At 64.7% G+C, this 19,144-nt stretch carries 13 protein-coding genes; 8 read left to right on the top strand and 5 right to left on the bottom strand.

The window, feature by feature from the left end:
- Nucleotides 1-47: 47 nt before the first annotated feature.
- The gene (locus AC0L21_RS08490) at nt 48-1,031 is read right to left on the bottom strand and encodes a helix-turn-helix domain-containing protein (protein WP_473260653.1); all 984 of its coding nucleotides are present in this window, start codon (nt 1,029-1,031) and stop codon (nt 48-50) included.
- Between the two features lie 353 nt (nt 1,032-1,384).
- Here AC0L21_RS08490 and AC0L21_RS08485 point away from each other — a divergent pair, with 353 nt between their 5' ends.
- Nucleotides 1,385-4,267, top strand: coding sequence for an ATP-binding protein (locus AC0L21_RS08485; RefSeq protein WP_473260143.1), 2,883 nt, complete (start codon nt 1,385-1,387; stop codon nt 4,265-4,267).
- Nucleotides 4,268-4,293: 26 nt separating this feature from the next.
- Here the strand turns inward: AC0L21_RS08485 and AC0L21_RS08480 are convergent, their stop codons facing one another.
- Both AC0L21_RS08480 and AC0L21_RS08475 read right to left on the bottom strand, forming a co-directional pair.
- Nucleotides 4,294-5,001, bottom strand: coding sequence for a hypothetical protein (locus tag AC0L21_RS08480; RefSeq protein ID WP_473260141.1), 708 nt, complete (start codon nt 4,999-5,001; stop codon nt 4,294-4,296).
- A 118-nt stretch (nt 5,002-5,119) separates the two neighbouring features.
- A complete protein-coding gene (locus tag AC0L21_RS08475) occupies nt 5,120-7,963 on the bottom strand; it encodes an ATP-binding protein (protein WP_473260139.1) in 2,844 nt (947 codons plus the stop codon).
- A 333-nt stretch (nt 7,964-8,296) separates the two neighbouring features.
- On the opposite strand from AC0L21_RS08475, the gene AC0L21_RS08470 reads away from it, so the two are divergent.
- From AC0L21_RS08470 to msrA, 6 genes are all read left to right on the top strand, one after another.
- On the top strand, nt 8,297-8,968 hold the full coding sequence (locus AC0L21_RS08470) for a sensor histidine kinase (protein ID WP_473260137.1): 672 nt from the start codon (nt 8,297-8,299) through the stop codon (nt 8,966-8,968).
- Between the two features lie 33 nt (nt 8,969-9,001).
- Nucleotides 9,002-9,727, top strand: coding sequence for a VOC family protein (locus tag AC0L21_RS08465; RefSeq protein WP_473260135.1), 726 nt, complete (start codon nt 9,002-9,004; stop codon nt 9,725-9,727).
- 260 nt (nt 9,728-9,987) lie between these two features.
- A complete protein-coding gene (locus tag AC0L21_RS08460) occupies nt 9,988-11,301 on the top strand; it encodes an epoxide hydrolase family protein (RefSeq protein WP_473260133.1) in 1,314 nt (437 codons plus the stop codon).
- A gap of 61 nt (nt 11,302-11,362) precedes the next feature.
- Entirely contained in the window at nt 11,363-12,211 is an 849-nt protein-coding gene (locus AC0L21_RS08455) for an enoyl-CoA hydratase/isomerase family protein (RefSeq protein WP_473260131.1), read from the top strand.
- Nucleotides 12,212-12,416: 205 nt separating this feature from the next.
- Nucleotides 12,417-12,839, top strand: a complete 423-nt coding sequence (locus tag AC0L21_RS08450) for an OsmC family protein (protein ID WP_007601290.1) — start codon at nt 12,417-12,419, stop codon at nt 12,837-12,839.
- Between the two features lie 152 nt (nt 12,840-12,991).
- Nucleotides 12,992-13,507, top strand: a complete 516-nt coding sequence (gene msrA, locus AC0L21_RS08445) for a peptide-methionine (S)-S-oxide reductase MsrA (protein ID WP_473260129.1) — start codon at nt 12,992-12,994, stop codon at nt 13,505-13,507.
- Between the two features lie 5 nt (nt 13,508-13,512).
- On the opposite strand, the gene AC0L21_RS08440 is transcribed toward msrA, so the two are convergent.
- Nucleotides 13,513-16,359, bottom strand: a complete 2,847-nt coding sequence (locus AC0L21_RS08440) for an ATP-binding protein (protein WP_473260127.1) — start codon at nt 16,357-16,359, stop codon at nt 13,513-13,515.
- A gap of 296 nt (nt 16,360-16,655) precedes the next feature.
- Here AC0L21_RS08440 and AC0L21_RS08435 point away from each other — a divergent pair, with 296 nt between their 5' ends.
- Entirely contained in the window at nt 16,656-17,645 is a 990-nt protein-coding gene (locus AC0L21_RS08435) for a Bug family tripartite tricarboxylate transporter substrate binding protein (protein WP_473260125.1), read from the top strand.
- Between the two features lie 6 nt (nt 17,646-17,651).
- Here AC0L21_RS08435 and AC0L21_RS08430 read toward each other — a convergent pair whose 3' ends face one another.
- Nucleotides 17,652-18,791: an MFS transporter gene (locus AC0L21_RS08430; protein ID WP_473260122.1), complete on the bottom strand. Its 1,140-nt coding sequence runs from the start codon at nt 18,789-18,791 to the stop codon at nt 17,652-17,654.
- Nucleotides 18,792-19,144: the final 353 nt, after the last annotated feature.

The following is a 19,144-nucleotide window of genomic DNA, read 5'->3' as shown; positions in this document are numbered from 1 at the left end:
CCCCGAGTGGCTCGCAGGCCCGGGAGGATGAGGGCGCGAGCGAATGCTTACGCGGCTGCGCCGATCCAGTCCCTCTCCGTAGAAGGACGACGCGGAGGGAGTGCTTGCACCTCTCGCCGTCCGCCCTTGTTGGCGAGACGCCAGCGTGCCGGGGATTGATCGCTGATGCGCTTGAAGACGGTCGAAAAATGCGCCTGCGTGCTGAAGCCGACCGCCAGCGCGATCTCCGCCAGCGGCCGTTCGGTGGTGGCCAGCAGCGTCTTGGCCTGCTCGATCCGGTGGTTGAGCAGATATTCGCGGGGCCGGTAACCGGTCGCGACGCGGAACTGCGCCGCAAAGTGCATTCTGGACAGGCCGGCGACCTTGGCGAGTTCGGACAGGCTGATGCAGCGGTGGAAATGATCGGCGACATATTGCTCGACGCGCCGTAGCCGCCATTTCGGCAAGGCATTGACCTTGGCGCGTGGCAATTCCAGGCGCGCGAGATGCATCGCGAGGGTTTGGCCAATGCGGCGCGTAAACTCGTGGTCCGCGGCGTCGCCAAGTTCGATCAGCGCGTTTGCAAGCTCGGCTGCGAGCGGATCGCGCAACAGGACGAGATCATTCAATCCCTCGGTCCCGGAAGATTGCTCCTGAAATTGATCCGCGGAAATGTGAAAGTGCAAGAAGGCGCATGGCGACTGGAACTGCACGGCGAGGGGCTTCGACGGCGCGGTGAGATACAGTGTGCCCGCGGGCATGGTCCCGTCAAAAATGACCTGGCGATCCCGGATGAGCTTCGCGCGCGTGGTCCTGAGGGCGATGCCGACGAAATAGCGATCCTCAGGCGTCGTCGCTTCGTGCGACGAGGTGCTCCGCGGGTCTTCCCACCGCGAGATCGCGATGTCCTCAGCCGCCGCCCCCGCGCGCCGATCGATCTCACGCCATTGACGCTCCCGAATGATCGCTTGTGTTGCCTGGGGAATCTCGCAATCCCCCGAGGCGCCCGGAAATTCAATCCAGGCATCACCTGCCTGCAAATTGGTCAACATCATTCGTCCTCTCCGGGCTTTCTCTGCTGTTTGCAACCAGCAAACGCGCAAAGCCCTGCTTTCCATGCTGAGAGGATAGGCGTGAGCCGACCTGCAAGCTCGTTAGTGGTGATTAGGATGTGTTAGTTTTTGTGGGAGCGCATCGGGTGCGGCATCCCGTCTCAGGAAGCGCCGTTTTTGTACAATTTATCAGATGTTTGCGCATCCCCGACGCGCCTCAGGAGAGCGCCGGTCACCGCGTGGAGGTTGATGCGGCGGTGTGAGTTCCGGGCGTTGCCCTCGCTGGACCTCCCACCGGTGCCGGCTATAGTCGCGGCGCATTTCGATGGAGCGGCCTTCAGGATGAGTCAGAAGTGACCGAGCTCTCGGCAGGACAGGGTCCCCGCGGCCGCGACGCCGCGGCGATCCCAGATTTCGATGCCGTCGCGTTCGGGCCATTCTCGCTTCGGTCGCGGCTGCTGGAGAAGGATGGCTCGCCGGTCAGGCTCGGCAGCCGCGCGATGGATATTTTGCGCCTGCTGGTCAGTCGCGCCGGCGAAGTGGTCCCGAAGGACGAAATTCTCGGCTATGCGTGGTCCGGACTTTCCGTCGAGGAGGTCAGCCTGCGCGTCCATGTTGCGGAGTTGCGCAAGGTGCTCGGCGACGGAAAGGATGGGGCCCGCTACATCACCAACATTCCGGGCCGGGGCTATTGCTTTGTCGCGCCCGTGCGGCGTGGCGGGCGCGCTGAGGTGGCGGCGCTGGCGTCGCCTGCGCCTGGAAGGGCCGCGCCGCCACCGTCGCTGCCGCGCCGATTGGACCGGATGGTCGGGCGCGAGGACGCCGTGGCCGAGTTGGCGGCTCGCTTGCTCCGCGATCGTTTCGTCACGCTGCGAGGGCCGGGTGGCATCGGCAAGACCACCGTTGCGACCGCGCTCGCGCACGAAATGTGCGATGGGTTCGACGGCAACGTCCATTTCCTCGAATTCGGTCCGCTCAAGGACGCGGCCCTGGTCGCGAGCACGGTTGCTGCCGCGTTAGGACTCGTCGTGCACCACGATGATCCCTCGGCCAGCATCGTCAATTTCCTGCGCGGCCGGCGGCTTCTTCTCGTGCTCGACAGCTGCGAGCACGTCATCGAGGAGGTCGCGCGTCTTGCAGAAAACATCTACCGGGAGGCGCCGGGCATCGTCATCCTCGCAACCAGCCGCGAGTCGCTGCTGGTGGAAGGCGAGCAGATTTTCGAGCTCGTTTCGCTCCCGGGGCCGCCCCAGGGCACCCGCCTCAGTGCCGGCGAGGTGCTGGCCTATCCCGCTGTGCGCCTGTTCGTCGATCGGGCCGTCGCGGCGGGGCATCGCGACGACATCACCGACGAGGATGCCGAAGTCCTGGCCCGGATTTGCGGCAAGCTCGATGGCATCGCGCTGGCGATCGAGCTGGCTGCTGCACGTGTCGGTCTCTACGGACTGCGCGAGATGGCGGCGCTGCTCGACAACCGGCTGCAGCTCGAATGGCGCGGGCGGCGAACGGCGCCGCAGCGGCAGCAGACGCTCGGCGCTACGCTCGACTGGAGTTTCGGTCTGATCGGCGAGAACGAGCGGATCGTATTTCAGCGCCTCGCGGTCTTCGCAGGTTACTTCACGTTGAAGGGCGCGATAGCGGTCGCAGCCGGGGCGGCGATGCCGGAGGATCGCGTCGTCGAGGCGCTGGAGCAACTCGTGGTGAAGTCGCTGGTTTCCACCCAGCCGGACGGCGCATCGCGGCGCTATCGCCTGCTCGACGCAACGCGTGCCTATGCCCTGCAGAAACTGGCCGACGGCGGACAGCTGGCGCAGATCGCGCACCGTCACGCTCTCTATGTTCAATGCACGCTCGAAGCGGGCATGAAGGATAAGGAGGGCAGCGATCATGCGTCGCGATTGCAGGAACGCGCGAGCCTGCTCGCCGATGCCCGCGCTGCGCTGCAATGGAGTTACGCCAACGACGAGGGCGCCGGCTTGCGCGTGCCGCTCGCCGGCAGCTGCACAAGGCTGTTCGTCGAACTCAATTTGCTGAACGAGGCACGCATCTGGTCCGATCGCGCACTCGCAATGCTGGACGAGGCCGACCGGGGCGGCGCATGGGAGCTCGAACTTCAGTCGACGCTCGGTCACGCCTTCATGTTCACCGAGCGTAACAGCGAGCAGGCGGAAGCGGCGCTCAAGCGCGGGCTGGAAATAGCGGAAGCGCTTTCCGATCACGCCAACACATTCAGGTTGTTGTCCCGGCTCAATATGTTCTACCGCCGGACCGGTCGCTATCGGCATCTGGTGCCGACTGCGCTTCACGCCGAGCGGATTGCTCGCCTGATCGGCGATACCGCGGGCATCGCCGGGAGCAAAGCGCTGCTCGGCGTGTCGTATCACCTCGCCGGAGACCAGGCCGAGGCGCAAGCCCATCTCGACCAGGGCCTGCGCGACGACGCTGTGCTCCGCGGGACCCAACCCGGGCATTTCGCCTATTCACGCACACCGCAGATTCCGCTTGCGCGCGTGCTATGGCTGCGCGGCTTTCCCGATCGTGCGCTTGAATGCATCCGGCCGCTGGTCGGTGCTTCGGCGCCGCATGACGTGGTCATGCATTCTATCGCATTATGCTGGTCCGCTTCGGTGTTCGGCTGGCTTGGCGACTGGTCGTCGGTCGAGGCAATGACCGGTCGTCTGGCCGCGCATGCGAGCATGCACGGACTCGTCCCTTACGAAGCCGTCGCGGCGGGTTTTCGAGCGCAGAGCATGATCGCTCGGGGCGAGGTCGCCGGCGGCGTCGACCTGATGCGAAGTGCGCTTCCACGCCTGCACGCCGATCGCTACGAGCTCTACGCCTCGGCGTTCGCCGCGGATCTGTCGCGGGGCCTGGTCAGCTTGGGACAATTGACGGAAGGCATTCATGTTCTTTATGAAACCATTCTGCGGGTCGAGCAGGAAGGCGGCGGCTTCGACATGCCCGAGCTGCTCCGTCTGCGGGGAGAGTTGGAGGCCCATGGCGGCAATCCCGACGCAGCCGAGGCGGATCTCGTCGCCTCGATCTCGCTCGCCGAACAGCAGGGCGCGCTATCCTGGCGGCTGCGCGCCCAGATGTCGCTGGCGCGGCTCCGAATCCGGCAGCGTGGGCAAAATCCGCTCGAACAGCTCGCCCAAACCTATGCCCGGTTCTCGGAAGGGTTCGAGACCGCCGATCTCATTGCGGCACGGCGCATGTTGAACGAGCCGGCGGCCTGACCAGTCGAAGCGAATCGCGCGTGCCGCTACTCGAACACGGCGTCAAAGATCTCGACATCCATCAGCACGGGCTTGGCGACCACGGTGCCGTCGGGCCGCAGCGTCTGCGCGCGTCGGAGCGTCGGCACCACGATCCCGCCGAAGCTGTCATGCGCCCAGGAGAAATGCGCGACCTTCATTCCGAACAGATCGTGATCGGTCCGCCGTTGCAACGCGTTGTCGTCGAAATAGAAGATCTGCTCGGGCGCAAGCGTGATCAGGCCCGGCGGGAACTGCGCCCGGAGCCGCCGCCATGTCTCGTTGTTCTCCTGCCATGGTGACAGTTCCTCCACCACCACGTCGGGATGTGCGAGCAGGAATGGATTGGTCAGATAGTTCCAGATCGCGACGCCGCAGAAGAAGACGAGATGCAGTTCGTCCACCAGCGTGGGCGAACCGGCCTCGGTGAACGCAAGGCTCGGATTGCGCCAGGTCCTGAGGACCTCACCCTCGAGGCTTTCGATCGTGATCGCGTCCGGCTGAAAAGAGCCGGAGTGTTCGCCTCCGGTGATGCCGGTGAAGCGGACCGACTGCGTGCGGGTCGAGCCCTCCGCCGTCACGTCCTTGAATTCGCTGGCATGTCCGGTGCTGGAGAACAGCGTTCCGGCGACGGAGAGGTGAAGCGTGAACCGGCTCAAGCTATTCCAGCGGGCCATTCCGCCGCTGGCATCAATTGCATCGTCAAGAAGCGCCATGTCCCGCCATATCCACCATGAAGTGCCGCCACCATGGCGGGGCGGATGCGGCTTGGCGTGTTAGAAGTTGTTAGGAGTTGCGAGCGGATATTCTTGCGGTATCCCGTTGAAGATACTCTCAATTCAGCGCCGTAAGGAGCTCCCTGGCGGCGACCAGATCACGGGTCTGGAGGCCCTCTTGGTATCGTGCGACGAGCGGGGCGAGCAGGGCGCGTGCGTCTCCGGCTTTTCCGGCCTGGCGCCAGACCCGGCCGAGACTGATCGCCCCGCGCAGCTCCCAGCCGAGCGCGCATTGGCGGCGTGACAGATCGAGCGATTCCCGGAAGCAGCTCTCGGCCTCCGCGGCGTTGCCCGACCGGGCGAGGATGTCGCCCTTGACCCTGAGCATCTCCGGCATGTCGAAGGATTCGCCATGATCCGGGATCTCCGCGATGGCATCATTGATGGTCTGCAAGGCTTCGCCGGCCTGGTTCTGGGAGGCGAGACCCTCCGCGAGCGCGGTCGCAAACACCGTCGTCATGATGCGGTGTCGCGTCGCGTACAGCGTGGCCTGGCTGCGGCGGAGGTGCTCGATGCCGGCGGCGGCGTCGCCGCGGCGAAGCAGCAGCTCACCCTTCTGGCCGATGCCGACCGCATGATAGGGCCCGAGGAAGTGCCGCGCGGAATGATCGATCAGTCGCTCGATCAGGATTTCCGCATTGGCCAAGTCGCCGACCCAGAGGAACACGTAGATGGTCCAGATCAAGGAAATACCGAGAGTGAGCGGCTGTTCGAGCAGCTCGGCTTCGCGAATGGTGTATCGGGACGCCTCGATCGCACGATCGGGCCGGCCGGTGAGCCAAAGCCCGCGCGCCAGCGCCACCAGTGCGACGATGCGGTCATCATAGCCGAGATGCCCGATATTCAGCCGCTGCGAGCCGGGATTGTGCAACATCGCGCTCTCGCAGAGCTGCACCGCCTTGTCCTGGTTGCCGATCAAATGATGGGCGACGCCCAGCATCCATTCGACGTTCAGCGTGCTGGCGGGATCGTTCAGCTTCCGCGCGACGCTCTCGCCCTGTTCGCCGGTTCCGAGCGCTCCGTGAAAATCCCCGACCCTGGTGAGGTAGATGTGTAATCCGCGCAGCAGCCAGAGCTGCCAGTGCAGATCCTGGAGCTCTCGGGCAAGCTGGAGACTGCGCGTGAACGCCGAGCGGACCGCTTCGGTATTGCCCTGCGTGAACATCGCGGAGACGCCGAGCGCGGCCTGCAAGATCATTTCATTGCGGCCATCCCCCGCGCTCGCATCGAGGGACGCTAGCGCCTGCTGGGTCCAGCGGTAGCATTCCGTCAGCAATGTCAGCTCAAGGAAGAACTGGGCCGCCGACGCCGCCAGATCCACGCCGATCGTTCGGTCCCCGCCGTGTGAAAAGCTCCAGGTCAGCGCGGCCCGAACATTGGGCAGGTGGTCGGCATAGGGAAGGAAGCCGCCGGCACTCTGCATGCCCGTGGATTGGAGAGCGATGTCGCGCAGGAAGTCGCGGAAATATTCGGCGTGGGCGCGTGCGATGCGGTCCGCTTCGCCGTTCTCGACGAGCTTCTCCGCGACGAAGGCACGCGTCGTATCCAGCAGGCGATAGCGCAGCCGCCGCTCCGCAGGCGAGGTCGCGATCAGCGATTTGGAAAGCAGATTGGAGATCGCCTCGGCGGCTTCTGCCTCGCCAATGCCCTGACAGGATGCGACCGCAAGCGCGGCCTCCAGGGTGAACGGCCCGACGAATGCCGACAATCCGCGCAGTGTTGCGCTTTCGTTTGCCGGCAGCAAATCATAGCTCCAGGCGAGCGCCGCACTCAGGGTGTGGTGCCGCGGGACAGCGGTGCGCCGACCGCGCCATAGCAGCGAGAAACGGCTGTCGAGCAGCGAGGCGGTCCCGGCAATGCCGTAGGCGTTCACACGCCCGGCCGCGAGCTCGATGGCGAGCGCGATGCCGTCCAGCCGACGGCAGATCTCGGCGACGAGCGGCGCATCCTCTTCGCTGAGCTCGAATTCGCTCAGGCTCTCTGCAATGCGTTCCACGAAGAGCTGAGTTGCGGGATAGGCAAGGATATCCGCGATGCCGAGTCCGTCGCGCTGTGGCGGGCAATCCAGTGGAAACAGCCGATGGACACGCTCACCATCGGCGCGGAAAGATTCGCGGCTGGTGGCAAGAATATGCAGCCCGCCCGCTTCCCGGACGATGCGCTCGGCCAGGGGGGCGAGATCGTCGAGGATGTGCTCGCAACTGTCGAAGACCAGCAGCATCCGCCGGCTGCGCAGGAACGTCAGCAACCCCGGCATCGGATCGTCGGAATTGACGGTCAGGCCGAGCGCGGCCGCAATTGTTCCCGCAACGAGCCTGGTTTCTCGCAGTGCGCCGAAATCGACAAAACACACTTGGCCGTCAAAGGCCTGGAGCTCGCCATGCGCCACGGCCAGTGCGACCGAGGTCTTGCCGATCCCGCCGGGGCCGACGATCGTGACGAAGCGATGCAAGGCGAGTTCGGCGGAAATTTTCGCGACCGCATCGTCCCGCCCGATCATCTTCGAAAGCGGCGAGGGCAGCGAGCGCGGCGCAGCGACGGGCAGGCTGGTCCGGTTCTCCGATGGGGCGGCCCGGAGCAGCGTGGCCGTGAAGCAATAACCCCGTCCGGGGACGTTCACGACGTAGCGGGAGCCTTCGCCCGGATCGCCCAAGGCCTTGCGCAACGTCGTGATGTGAAAGCGCAGGCTGCCTTCGTCCACATTCACGTCGGCCCAGACCCGCCGGATCAACTCACGCTTGTCCACGACCTCGCCAGCGCGCTCGGCCAGGAAAACGAGAATGTCGAGTGCGCGGCCGCCGAGGTGAACCGGGGCGCCGTCCTTCTCGAGCAGCCGCGTCTTTGCAAACAGCCGGAATGGCCCGAAAGCAATGGCCAAATCCTGGTCGTTAGTGTCCGGCACGGGCCAATCATTCCAGTGAAAGAGCTGAACTCTGCACTTTGATCTACCAGAAGGGAACCCTGAGTAAACTGGTCGAAAGTGGCGAAATCGCGTGGGGCGCCGGCAATTGGCCGGCTGCTCGCGGCGATCCGTCTCAAATTGGCTTAAACGCCAACATCTTGCGAAGCGATCGGGACAGCCCGGGCAGCGTGCTTGACGACCAAGCCTACGTCTCGGAGTCCGGTCGTCGTACCGCCATCATAACAAAATCTTGCAACGTCTAACGAGCAATGCGCGCGAACTGGATCCAGTATCAGTTCCGAGTTCGACGCTAATTCCAACGGGGAGGCTACGATGTCCGGTATCAATGCTCGGCCGAATGACGACGTCGTTCGATCTCAATTTGTCGCCAGTCTTGACGATCAGTCGCGTGACTGGGAGCTCGTGCTGCGGGAATCCCACCATCGGATGAAGAACACGCTGACGATACTCGGTGCGTCAGTCCGCCGCGATTTCACCCGAACGGGTACCAGGGACGTATCGCTTGCAGCGGACCGGCTCGAGCGGCGCATCGTCGCCTTCGGCAGGCTCTATCAGCTCTTGTCCGACAATGACGACCATACGGCGATCCCGGTGGCGGCCTTCTTCGAAAATTTGTGCGGAGCGATTTCCGAGGCCGTGCTGGAGCCCGCGGGCATCCGCTGCGAGGCGGCGATCGAAAGCGGCACGTTGCCGGCGTCGCAATGCCATCGGCTCGCGCTGATGCTGACGGAGCTGGTGACGAATGCGGCCAAGCACGCCTTCCCGAAGAGGAATGATGCAATGATCCGCATCGAAATGGCCAATCGCGACGGTGCCTGGTTCTGCACGGTGGCCGACAACGGGATCGGTGCGACCGGGCCGCTTCAGGGCACCGGCAGCCGGATTCTCGAAGGACTCGCACGAAGCATTCACGCCCGACTGCAGGGCGAGGCGGGAGAAGACGGCACACGCGTAACCATCGTGATGCCGATCGCCGCTGGTTGAAGTTCGTCTTAGATCCAACCCAGGGAGTTCGACATGGCCACTACTGAAATCGACCGCGACGCCGCGGCCAATCCTTCCAACAAGCCTTCCAACCAGTCTGCGAATAAGCCTTCGACATCGCGTGGCGTCGATCAGAGGCTCGAGGTGATCGTGATCCCCGTGTCCGATGTCGATCGCGCCAAGGCCTTCTACGCGCGTCTCGGCTGGCGACTGGACGCCGATTTTGCCTCCGGCGACGATTGGCGCGTGATCCAGTTCACGCCGCCGGGTTCGGCCTGCTCGGTGATCTTCGGCCGGAACGTGACGGCGGCATCGCCGGGCTCGGCGCGAGGCTTGTACCTGATCGTCTCCGATCTGGAGGTGGCACGAAAAGATCTGCTCGATCGCGGCATCGAGGTCAGCGCTCCGTTCCACGGAGCCGGCGATGTTCACGCCGGGACCGACGAGCCTTATCTCTCCGGCAGCGTTCGGGTGGGCGGTGCTGACCCGAAGCGCGGCAGCTACGGCTCATTTGCCTCGTTCAGCGATCCCGACGGCAATGGCTGGCTGTTCCAGGAGGTCACGACGCGATTGCCGGGACGGATCGCGGGCGACGGCACCACATTCGCTTCGCAGGCTGCGCTGGCCGCAGCACTGCGCCGCGCGGCGGTGGCACATGGCGAGCACGAGAAGCGGACCGGCGGGCACGATGAGAACTGGGCGGATTGGTACGCCGATCATATCGTCCGCGAGCAGGCGGGCCAGCCGCTGCCGTCCTGAGCTGGACAGCACGGAATCTTCGACTGATGCAAGCCGACGCGGCGTGGGATGACCGAGCTCATCGCGCGCCGTGTTGCTGTGGCGGCCAGCATCGCGGATCGCTCTCTTCGCTCTCGCGCGGCGGCTCGCAACGGCTAACGCGGTCTAACAACCCATAACGAGCAAATTGCCGGGGCTTGCGCCAATCTCTCTGCATGACGAACCGAGGCGTTGATGTCGAATTCGGTCAGCGTCACCGACCAAAGCCAGGGAGATCGAACATGGCCACGCAAGCACGTACTGACATTCTCAATCCAGACCGCCGTCAACTGTTGGGCCAGGCCGCGATGACCGCAGTTGCCGCAAGCGTATCGAGCCTGCTGCCGCTGCATTCCGCGAAGGCCGGCGTGAGCGGAGCGGTTCGCCCGTTCCACGTCAGCGTGCCCGAGCAGGATTTGCTCGATCTCCGCCGCCGTCTTGCGGCGACGCGCTGGCCGGATCGTGAGATCGTTGCCGATCAATCGCAGGGCGTGCAACTGACGACGGTGCAGCAGCTCGTGAGCTACTGGCAGAACGACTACGACTGGCGCAAGATGGAGGCGCGGCTGAATGCCTTGCCGCAATTCGTCACCGAGATCGACGGCGTCGACATCCATTTCATTCACGTCCGCTCCAGGCACGCGAATGCATTGCCGATGATCGTCACGCATGGCTGGCCCGGTTCGATCGTCGAGCAGATGAAGATCGTCGGCCCGCTCACCGACCCCACCGCACACGGCGCGACGGCGGCGGACGCCTTCGATCTCGTGATCCCGTCGCTGCCCGGCCACGGCTTCTCCGGCAAGCCGACGGAATTGGGCTGGGATCCGCAGCGCGTCGCGCGCGCCTGGATCGTGCTGATGAAGCGGCTCGGCTACAACCGCTATGTCGCGCAAGGCGGCGATTGGGGCAATGCCGTGACGGAGCAGATGGCGGTGATCGCGCCGCCCGAACTGCTGGGCATCCACACCAACATGCCGGCGACCGTTCCCGACGACATCGCCAAGGCGCTTCAGCCCGGCGGATCGCGGCCCTCGAACCTTTCGGCCGACGAGCGCTACGCTTACGATCAGCTCGATGATTTCTACAAGCACGGTCTCGGCTACGCGATCGAAATGTCCAACCGGCCGCAGACGCTCTATGGTCTGGTGGATTCGCCGGCGGGCCTGGCGTCCTGGATGCTCGACCATGATGCGCGCAGCGCCGCGATGATCGCCCGGGTGTTCGACGGCAAGACTGAAGGGCTGTCGCGCGACGACGTGATCGACAACATCACGCTCTACTGGCTCACCAACACCGCGGTGTCATCGGCGCGGCTGTACTGGGAAAACAAGCTGGTGTTCTTCGAGCCCAAGCACATCAAGATTCCCGTCGCCGTCAGCGTCTTCCCGGACGAAATCTACGCCGCGCCGCGCAGCTGGACCGAGAAGGCCTATCCCAAACTGATGCACTACAACCGTCTCGACAAGGGCGGTCATTTCGCGGCCTGGGAGCAGCCCGCGTTGTTCTGCGCGGAAATGCGCACCGCCTTCCGAGCGCTGCGTCAGTCGATCTGAGACCTTCGGGGACGCGCACTTCCGCGCGTTCCCTTCTTTCCCCATAGACAGGAATACAATCATGAACCGCCCCGAACGCTCCTTCACGACCGACCAAATCCGCCTGGAACGTCGGCTGCCGTCGTATTGGCGTGTCACCTTCGACATGCCCCCGGTCAATATCTTCGGCCCCAAGCAGCTTCCGCTTCTCGACGACGTCGTCACGGCGATCGAGACCGATCCTGAGGTGAAGGTCGTGGTGTTCGACAGTGCCGTCGAAGGCTTCTTCATCACGCATTACGACTTCCTCGCGCCCCTGGAGGATTCGCTTCGTATCCCGCCCGGGCCGACCGGCCTGCAGGCGCTGCCCGACATGCTGGTGCGTCTCAGCCGCGCGCCCGTTGTTTCAATTGCCTCGATCAGGGGCCGTGCGACCGGCGTCGGCAGCGAGCTGGCGCTCGCGAGCGACATGCGTTTTGCCAGCCGCGAAAAGGCGATTCTGTCGCAATGGGAGGTCGGTGCGGGCCTGGTACCTGGCGGCGGGCCGATGGCGCGGTTGCCGCGCCTGATGGGCCGCGGCCGCGCGCTCGAAGTTCTGCTCGGCGCCGACGACATCCACGGCGATCTCGCCGAACGCTACGGTTATGTGAACCGGTCGTTGCCGGATGCCGAGCTCGACGGCTTCGTCGAGGCGTTGGCGATGCGCATCGCGTCCTTCGACAAGGAGGCAATTGCCGAGACCAAGCGCCTCGTTGACGTCGCAAGCCTGCCGCCGGATGTCGAGATCAAGCCGGAATGGGACGCCTTCCTGGCCTCACTCAGCCGCCCCGCGAGCCGGACCCGCATCAAGGCGCTGATGTCGCGCGGCTTCCACCGCGCCGGTGACGTCGAGAACCGGCTCGGCTTCCACGTCGGACAGATTGGTAGCTAAAGCGTTTTCGAGCGAAGTGGATATCGGTTCGCGTGAAGAAAACGCGTCAAAGCAAGAATCAAGTCTCGTTCCGATTTTATCGGAACGGGATTTGAGGGAACCGCTGCGGCGCCCGGCCGGTTGGAACGGCGGCAGGCGGTCGTGCGAATGTCGCTTTCGTACCGTACCGAGCGCCGGTGCAAAAAAATCAACCAGGAGAATTGAGATGATCCGCAAGGCAACAGCAGTCTGGAAGGGCACCGGTCGCGATGGCACTGGTCAGCTATCGAGCGAATCCGGCGTGCTCGCCGCGACGCCTTATTCCTTCAAGACCCGCTTTGAGAACGAGAAGGGCACCAATCCCGAGGAATTGATCGCGGCGGCCCATGCCGGCTGTTTCACCATGGCCCTGGCCTTCGGCTTGCAACTCGCCGGCTTCACCCCTGACGAGCTCTCGACGGAAGCCGCGGTCACGCTCGAACCTGAAGGCAAAGGCTTCAAGATCAGCAAATCGGCGCTGACGTTGCGTGCCAAGGTGCCGAACCTCGACGACGCAGGTTTCGCCAGGATCGCCGGCGAGGCCGAGAAGAACTGCCCTGTGTCGAAAGTGCTCAACGCCGCGATCACGCTCGACGCCAAACTGACGTAGGGCGCGCTCTCATTGTGTCTCCATCCGGTTCTGGAAGCTTGCGCCTCGCGAGAGGAACTGGATGGACAAATGCCTGGCTATCGGCGGAGCCGCCAAAAGCATAGGATGCGACGGATGCAGAACGGACAGACGGATCAATTGGGAGTGGAGAGATGACAACGGAACGCGCAGTTTTAGCCGGAGGCTGCTTCTGGGGCATGCAGGATCTGATCCGCAGGCAGCCGGGCGTGGTCTCCACCCGCGTCGGTTACACCGGCGGCGCGGTGAAGAATGCCACCTACCGCAATCATGAAGGTCATGCCGAAGCGATCGAGATCACCTTCGATCCCGCCAAGACCAGCTTTCGGACCATGCTGGAGTTCTTCTTCCAAATTCACGATCCGACCACGCTCAACCGGCAGGGCAATGATCTGGGCACGAGCTATCGTTCGGCGATCTTTTACACGAGCGACGGACAGAAGCGGATCGCCAAGGACACGATTGCAGACGTCGAGGCGTCCGGTCTGTGGCCTGGCAAGGTCGTGACCGAGGTCGCGCCCGCGGGCGAGTTCTGGGAAGCCGAGCCGGAGCACCAGGATTATCTCGAACGTTATCCGGACGGGTACACCTGCCACTTCATCCGCCCCGACTGGAAACTGCCGCGGCGCGGGGCTGCAGCGGCAGGCTAGGCTAGTTAGCGTGCGTTCAGGTTCGCAATTGCGACCAGGTCGCGGGCAACGCGCATATCGGCGAAGTCTGAGCCCTCGGCAAACGCTCCGCAGACATTATCGAGAACCGCCAGAGCGTCCGCGCTCTGGCCAGCCCCGATCATGTACCGCGCCAGGCTGACCGCGCTTCGCAGCTCCCAGAAGCGCGCGCCTTGCTGGACGGCAATGTCCATGGCCTCGCGAAAGCGCGCCTCGGCATCTTCTGAATGCCGCGCGCTCCTGAGCATCAACTCTCCGTTGATGCGGATCAGCTCCGGCAGATACCAGAGCTCCTGCCGGTCGTTGCAGCGGGTCAGGACGTCCTCGATCACGTCGAGGCCGCGGTCAACCTGGTCGGCCTCTCCGGAACACGCGGCGAGCTCGCCGAGCAGGGGCAGAAAACGCGGCAGGAAGCGCGCATCGCCGGCGCGATTGAGCTCCTCGCGCAGCAGTGGCAGGCCGGTCGAGTCGCCGCGTTTGACCATGACGGCGGCGTTGAAGGCCCTAGCCCACAGGCCCCACAGCCGGATGGCGTGGCGCTCGGTGTGTTCGAGCAGCTCGATGCCGTGACGCTCCGCGGCGTCGAAATCGCCGGACCAGAAGGCGATCGGGCATGCGGCTTGTCCGAGCACGCTGCAGAAGGTCAGCGCGTGGCCATTGGCGCGGCCTTCCTCGATGTTCCTGGACGTGAGGGCCTGAGCCTGATCGGCCAGGCCCTGAAGCCACAGGATGCGAGCCCGAAAATATTGCGTCGAGATTCTCAGATCGAGCGGGAAGATTTTCGGCTTCTCCGCCAACACATGCAGCGATGCATTGACCCGGTCGATGCGCAGCCGAGCCTCGGTCTGATCCCCGAGATAGTGCAGCGCCACCGCCATAAGCCGGTCGCCCAGCATGACATCGGTCCTGTCGGGAGAGTTCGCGGCTGCGTTCGCAAAGCGCTCGGCGAGCGCACGGGCCTTGCCGAACTGTCCGTTGTTGAACTGGTCGATGCACAAGCCCCAGAGCGCGCGCAGCCGGAAATCCTTGTCGTCGAGCCTGTCAGCCAGATCGAGGGTCGTCTCGAGGATCGGTCGAGCCTCGCGCGCGCGGCCCTCGCCATACATCAGCGACCATCCGAGCGCCGACAGGAGCTGCATGCGGATGCGGTCGTCGTCGGCGGTGTCTCCGAGCGCCGCGAGCGCCGTTCTGCTGCGCTCACGGCATTCCGCGAACAGCGAAAGACGCACCCACAGCGTGACCGCAGCCGCCGTCAGCGCGATACCGAGTGTCGCCTCGCCGTCGGGCCCGAAGGCCCAGTCCAACGCCGCGCGCACATTGTCCAGCTCCGCGCCATAGATGCTCAGCCATTCGGGCAGCGGCGTCGAAATATCGGCCTCCGCGCGCTCGAATAAGTCGCGAAAATGCTCGGCATGACGCCGCGCGAACTGCCTGGCTTCGCCGAGCTCGCTGAGTTTTCCGTATGCATAGGTGCGCGTGGTGTCGAGCAGCCGATAGCGCAGCGTCCGCGAGCCCGACGGCGAGATCAGCGACTTGGTCACCAGGCTGTCGATTGCTTCGAGAGTCTCGGACGCGTTGAGGCCGTCACCGGACGCGACCGCCGCAGCCGCCTCCGGCGCGAAAGGCCCGGCAAAGACCGACAGGCGTCGCAGCGTGGCGCTCTCCGCGGCAGGCAGAAGGTCGTAGCTCCAGTCCAGGGCCGCAGCGAGCGTCTGGTGCCGCGGCACGGCGGTGCGCCGGCCGCGCCATTGCAGCGAAAAGCGGCTGTCGAGCAGGGATGCTGTGCCGGCGATGCCGTAAGCATTGACGCGGCCTGCCGCGAGCTCGATCGCCAGCGCGATGCCGTCGAGGCGCCGGCAGATGCTCGCGACGAGGGGCGCCTCTTCCGCGCTGAGCTGGAACGGGCCCGAGCTCTGCGCAATGCGGTCCACAAAGAGTTGAGCCGCGGGATAGGCAAGGACCTCGTCGACAGCTAGCCCTTCGCGCTCGGGCGGACAATCCAGCGGGAACAGCCGGAAAATCCGCTCGCCTTCGCTCCGGAACGACTCGCGGCTGGTTGCGAGAACGCGGAGCTGCGGTGCCTCGCGAACGATGTGCTCGACGAGCGGCGCCAATTGATCCAGCACGTGTTCGCAACTGTCGAAGATCAGCAGGGCCGGGCCGGTCTTCAGAAACGTCAGCAGGGCCGGCGTCGGATCCTCCGCGCTGATGGTCAGTCCAAGCGCCGAAGCGATGGTGGTCGCGATGTGACTGCCATCCCTCAGCGGACCGAAATCGACAAAGAAGACTCGCCCGCCGAAATCCTGGGAACGGCGATGCCCGACGGTGACGGCGACCGAGGTCTTGCCGATGCCGCCCGGCCCGACGACGGTCATGAAGCGATAGAGCGAAAGTCCGTTCGAGATCTTCTCGATGACGTCTTCCCGGCCGACCATCCTCGTGAGCTGAGCGGGCAGGGAGCGGGGCGGGGCGGTTTCGGCCGGGACCGGGGCGGCCGGCAGAGCCGCTTGAGCGAACGAGGCGACAAAGCAATAGCCGCGGCCGGGCACGTTGACGACGTAACGGGCCGACTTGCCGGTGTCACCGAGCGCCTTGCGCAGCGCCGCGACATGGAAGCGCAGGCTGCCCTCGTCGACATTGACGCCGGCCCAGATGCGCTTGACCAGCTCTCTCTTGTCGACGACTTCTCCGGGGCGTCCGGCAAGGAAGATGAGAATGTCGAGCGCGCGGCCGCCGACGTGAAGCGGCGCGCCCTCCTTCTCCAAGAGCCGGGACTTCGGAAACAGTCGAAATGGCCCAAAGGAAATGGCCGAGTCTTCGCTACGATCTGGCACGCGCCATCGCCCCCTCGAAGGGAGTCAAAATGTATTACTTTGTGGTCTAGCAGAACGAGGCGTACAGTAAACTGGCCGAAAGCAGTGGGCAGGGCTGCCAGTCCTGCGTGGACGGCTTGGGTCGGCTCGCTCGCGAAATTATGCTTGGAAAGTAAAGAGTTAGACCGACGTGACAATGCGATGACACCGCGGCTCGTCCGGATGGAGCATTGACTGTCGTGCCGGATTGCTGCGATGGCATCGTCCGGGAGCCGGTCCCGCCACCACATTGACTGCCGACTTCCGGAATTTGCAGCATGACCTCTTTCACGCGGCGAAAATTCGTGCACGCGTTGACAAGCGCAGCGGCGCTCACCGCGCTTCCCCGCAACGGACAAGCTGCCGACTATCCGTCTCGTCCCATTCGCTTGGTGATTCCTTACGGAGCCGGCGGATCGGGTGACCAGATCGCGCGCCCCTGGGTGGACAGGATGCCGTCGCTGCTTGGGCCGACCTTCGTCGAATATATTGGCGGCGCGGGCGGCGCCATCGGGACCGCGGCGGTGGCGCGCGAGGAGCCCGACGGCTATTCGCTGCTGCTCGGCAACGGCAGCACGCAGGTCATCATTCCCATGACGTCGGCGAATCCCGGATATTCCGTTGCCGATTTCCGCGCGATCTACCGCCTGATCAACAGCGCGCTGGTTTTCGCCATCAATCCTTCGGTGCCCGCCGCAAACCTGCGCGAGCTGATCGCCTATGCGAAAGCCAATCCGGGAAAGCTGTCCTATGGCACGCCGGGGATCGCCACCGGAAATCATCTGGTCGGCGAATCCTTCAAGCAGCAGGCGGGGGCCCTGGATATTGTCCACGTGCCCTATCGGGGCATCTCGCAGGCGACCAACGACCTCGTCAGCGGCCAGATATCGCTCGTCATTGCCGTCATGTCCGTTCAATTGCAGCAGCTGGCTCAAGCGGGGAAAGTCAGGCTGCTTGCGGTCACCACCGAAACGCGGCTGAGCGGCGCGCCGGAGATCCCGACCGCCGTCGAATCCGGCATGCCCGGCATCCGGTATGAGGGATGGTTCGGTCTGTTCGCACCCAAGGACACCGACGATACGATCATCGACCGGATCGCGCAGGCGACGCGGCTCGCCATGGCCGATACGGCGCTCCTGGCGAGCTATCGCGCCCAGGGCATGGAGCCGGACAATGACTCAAGCCCGGACAAATTCCAGCGCATCGTCGAGGCCACATCCGCAAGCCTCGCGCCCTTGATCAAATCGATCGGGCTGAGCAATTTGTGAGGCCGCTCAGCTGGCGGCGCGCGTAACAATACGCGCCGTCAGCGTGACGAGGCCCATCAGCGCGGTCAGGAGCCAGAACGCCACCGGCAATCCGCCAAGACGTGCGACGAAGCCGATACCGGCGGGGCCGACGAGAACGCCGGCGTAGCCGGCGGTGGTGATCGCCGCGACGGCGAGGCCCATCGGCATCACCGTCTGCCTCGCCGCCCGGCGGAACAGCACCGGCACGAGGTTCGATGCGCCGAGGCCGATGAGCAGGAAGCCGGCTACGGCGACCGCCACGACGGAAGCCGTGAGCAGGACCACGAAACCCGCGATCGCAATCAGGCTGCCCCAGAACAATGTCGTGCGGTCTCCGATGCGTGCGACGACGGCGTCGCCGCCGAGCCGCCCGATCGTCATGGCGACCGAGAACACGATGTAGCCGATCCCGCCTTGCGCTTCGGAAACGAGGCCCGCGCCGATGACGAGCAACGCGCCCCAATCGAGCATCGCGCCTTCGACCAGGAACGTGATGGCGCAAAGCAGCGCGAGCAGGAGCACGGCGCCATGCGGCAACACGAACAGCGGTCCTTCCTGCACCTGAACGGAGCGAAGCAGCCGCGGCCAGGCCGCCAGCATCGCGATCAGCATCAGGACGGAGCAGATCAGCGTGCAAGCGAGCGCGCCGAGTTGCAGCGAGAGCAGTGCGGTCATGAGCGCGGCCCCGGCGAAGCCGCCGATGCTGAACAGCGCGTGGAAGCCGGACATCAGCGGATGTCCCGCGGCCCGCTCCACCTCAACCGCGTGGATGTTCATGGCGACATCGATGGAGCCGAGCGCGGCGCCAAACGCGAAGAGCGCCAGCGCCAGCGTCGCGGGCGAGCTCGCGATCGTCAGCAGAGGCAGGACCAGGGCAAGACCGAGCCCGCCCGCAATGATGATCGGCTTGCTGCCATAGCGCGCGCTCAGCAAGCCGGTCAGAACCATCGCGACGACCGAGCCGATGCCGAGGCTGAGCAGGAGCAGTCCGAGGATGCCGTCGTCGACGGCGAGCCGCGCCTTCGCGAACGGCACCAGCGGTGCCCAGCACGCGATACCGAAGCCCGCGACGAGGAAGGCAAGCCTGGTCGCAAGGCGTGTCGCCGGCTTGTCGGCAGAAGACATGGGAACTCCGAGGAGGGGTAATTCAAGGCAGGGGCAATCGAGAAGCCTCGAAATTGTTGCGTCTTTATGTCGGCGGCGGACTCGGATTGTCGCAGGCAGCTCCTGGGCGACCGCAAGCGGACACTAGGCCTTTTGGCTCGTCACCAGCATCTCGGCGGCGCCGGTGGGCTGCGCCGTCGGACGAAATACCCTGACAGCCCGACCTGCGTCGGTGTCAAGCCGTGCGCGCAAAAATATTCCACTTTACCGAAATTCGGAAACGGCGTATGTGTCGGCCATCCCGGCTCATCCTTGAGGGGCGATCTCGTTGTCGTCTTGATTGCGAGCCGGGCTTGCGATGGACGCGGCAGCGT

This window comes from Bradyrhizobium sp. WSM4873 (genome assembly GCF_055811355.1).
The sequence above is the reverse complement of the archived record's forward strand: the minus strand, read 5'-3'. Positions and strand labels throughout refer to the sequence as shown.

What these genes read in the sequence shown, in the direction of transcription:
- AC0L21_RS08470 (WP_473260137.1), top strand. Translation starts at nt 8,297, where the DNA reads ATGTCCGGTATCAATGCTCGGCCGAATGACGACGTCGTTCGATCTCAA.
- msrA (WP_473260129.1), top strand. Translation starts at nt 12,992, where the DNA reads ATGACAACGGAACGCGCAGTTTTAGCCGGAGGCTGCTTCTGGGGCATG.
- AC0L21_RS08435 (WP_473260125.1), top strand. Translation starts at nt 16,656, where the DNA reads ATGACCTCTTTCACGCGGCGAAAATTCGTGCACGCGTTGACAAGCGCA.
- AC0L21_RS08480 (WP_473260141.1), bottom strand. Translation starts at nt 5,001, where the DNA reads ATGGCGCTTCTTGACGATGCAATTGATGCCAGCGGCGGAATGGCCCGC.
- AC0L21_RS08465 (WP_473260135.1), top strand. Translation starts at nt 9,002, where the DNA reads ATGGCCACTACTGAAATCGACCGCGACGCCGCGGCCAATCCTTCCAAC.
- AC0L21_RS08455 (WP_473260131.1), top strand. Translation starts at nt 11,363, where the DNA reads ATGAACCGCCCCGAACGCTCCTTCACGACCGACCAAATCCGCCTGGAA.
- AC0L21_RS08490 (WP_473260653.1), bottom strand. Translation starts at nt 1,031, where the DNA reads ATGTTGACCAATTTGCAGGCAGGTGATGCCTGGATTGAATTTCCGGGC.
- AC0L21_RS08430 (WP_473260122.1), bottom strand. Translation starts at nt 18,791, where the DNA reads ATGTCTTCTGCCGACAAGCCGGCGACACGCCTTGCGACCAGGCTTGCC.
- AC0L21_RS08460 (WP_473260133.1), top strand. Translation starts at nt 9,988, where the DNA reads ATGGCCACGCAAGCACGTACTGACATTCTCAATCCAGACCGCCGTCAA.
- AC0L21_RS08450 (WP_007601290.1), top strand. Translation starts at nt 12,417, where the DNA reads ATGATCCGCAAGGCAACAGCAGTCTGGAAGGGCACCGGTCGCGATGGC.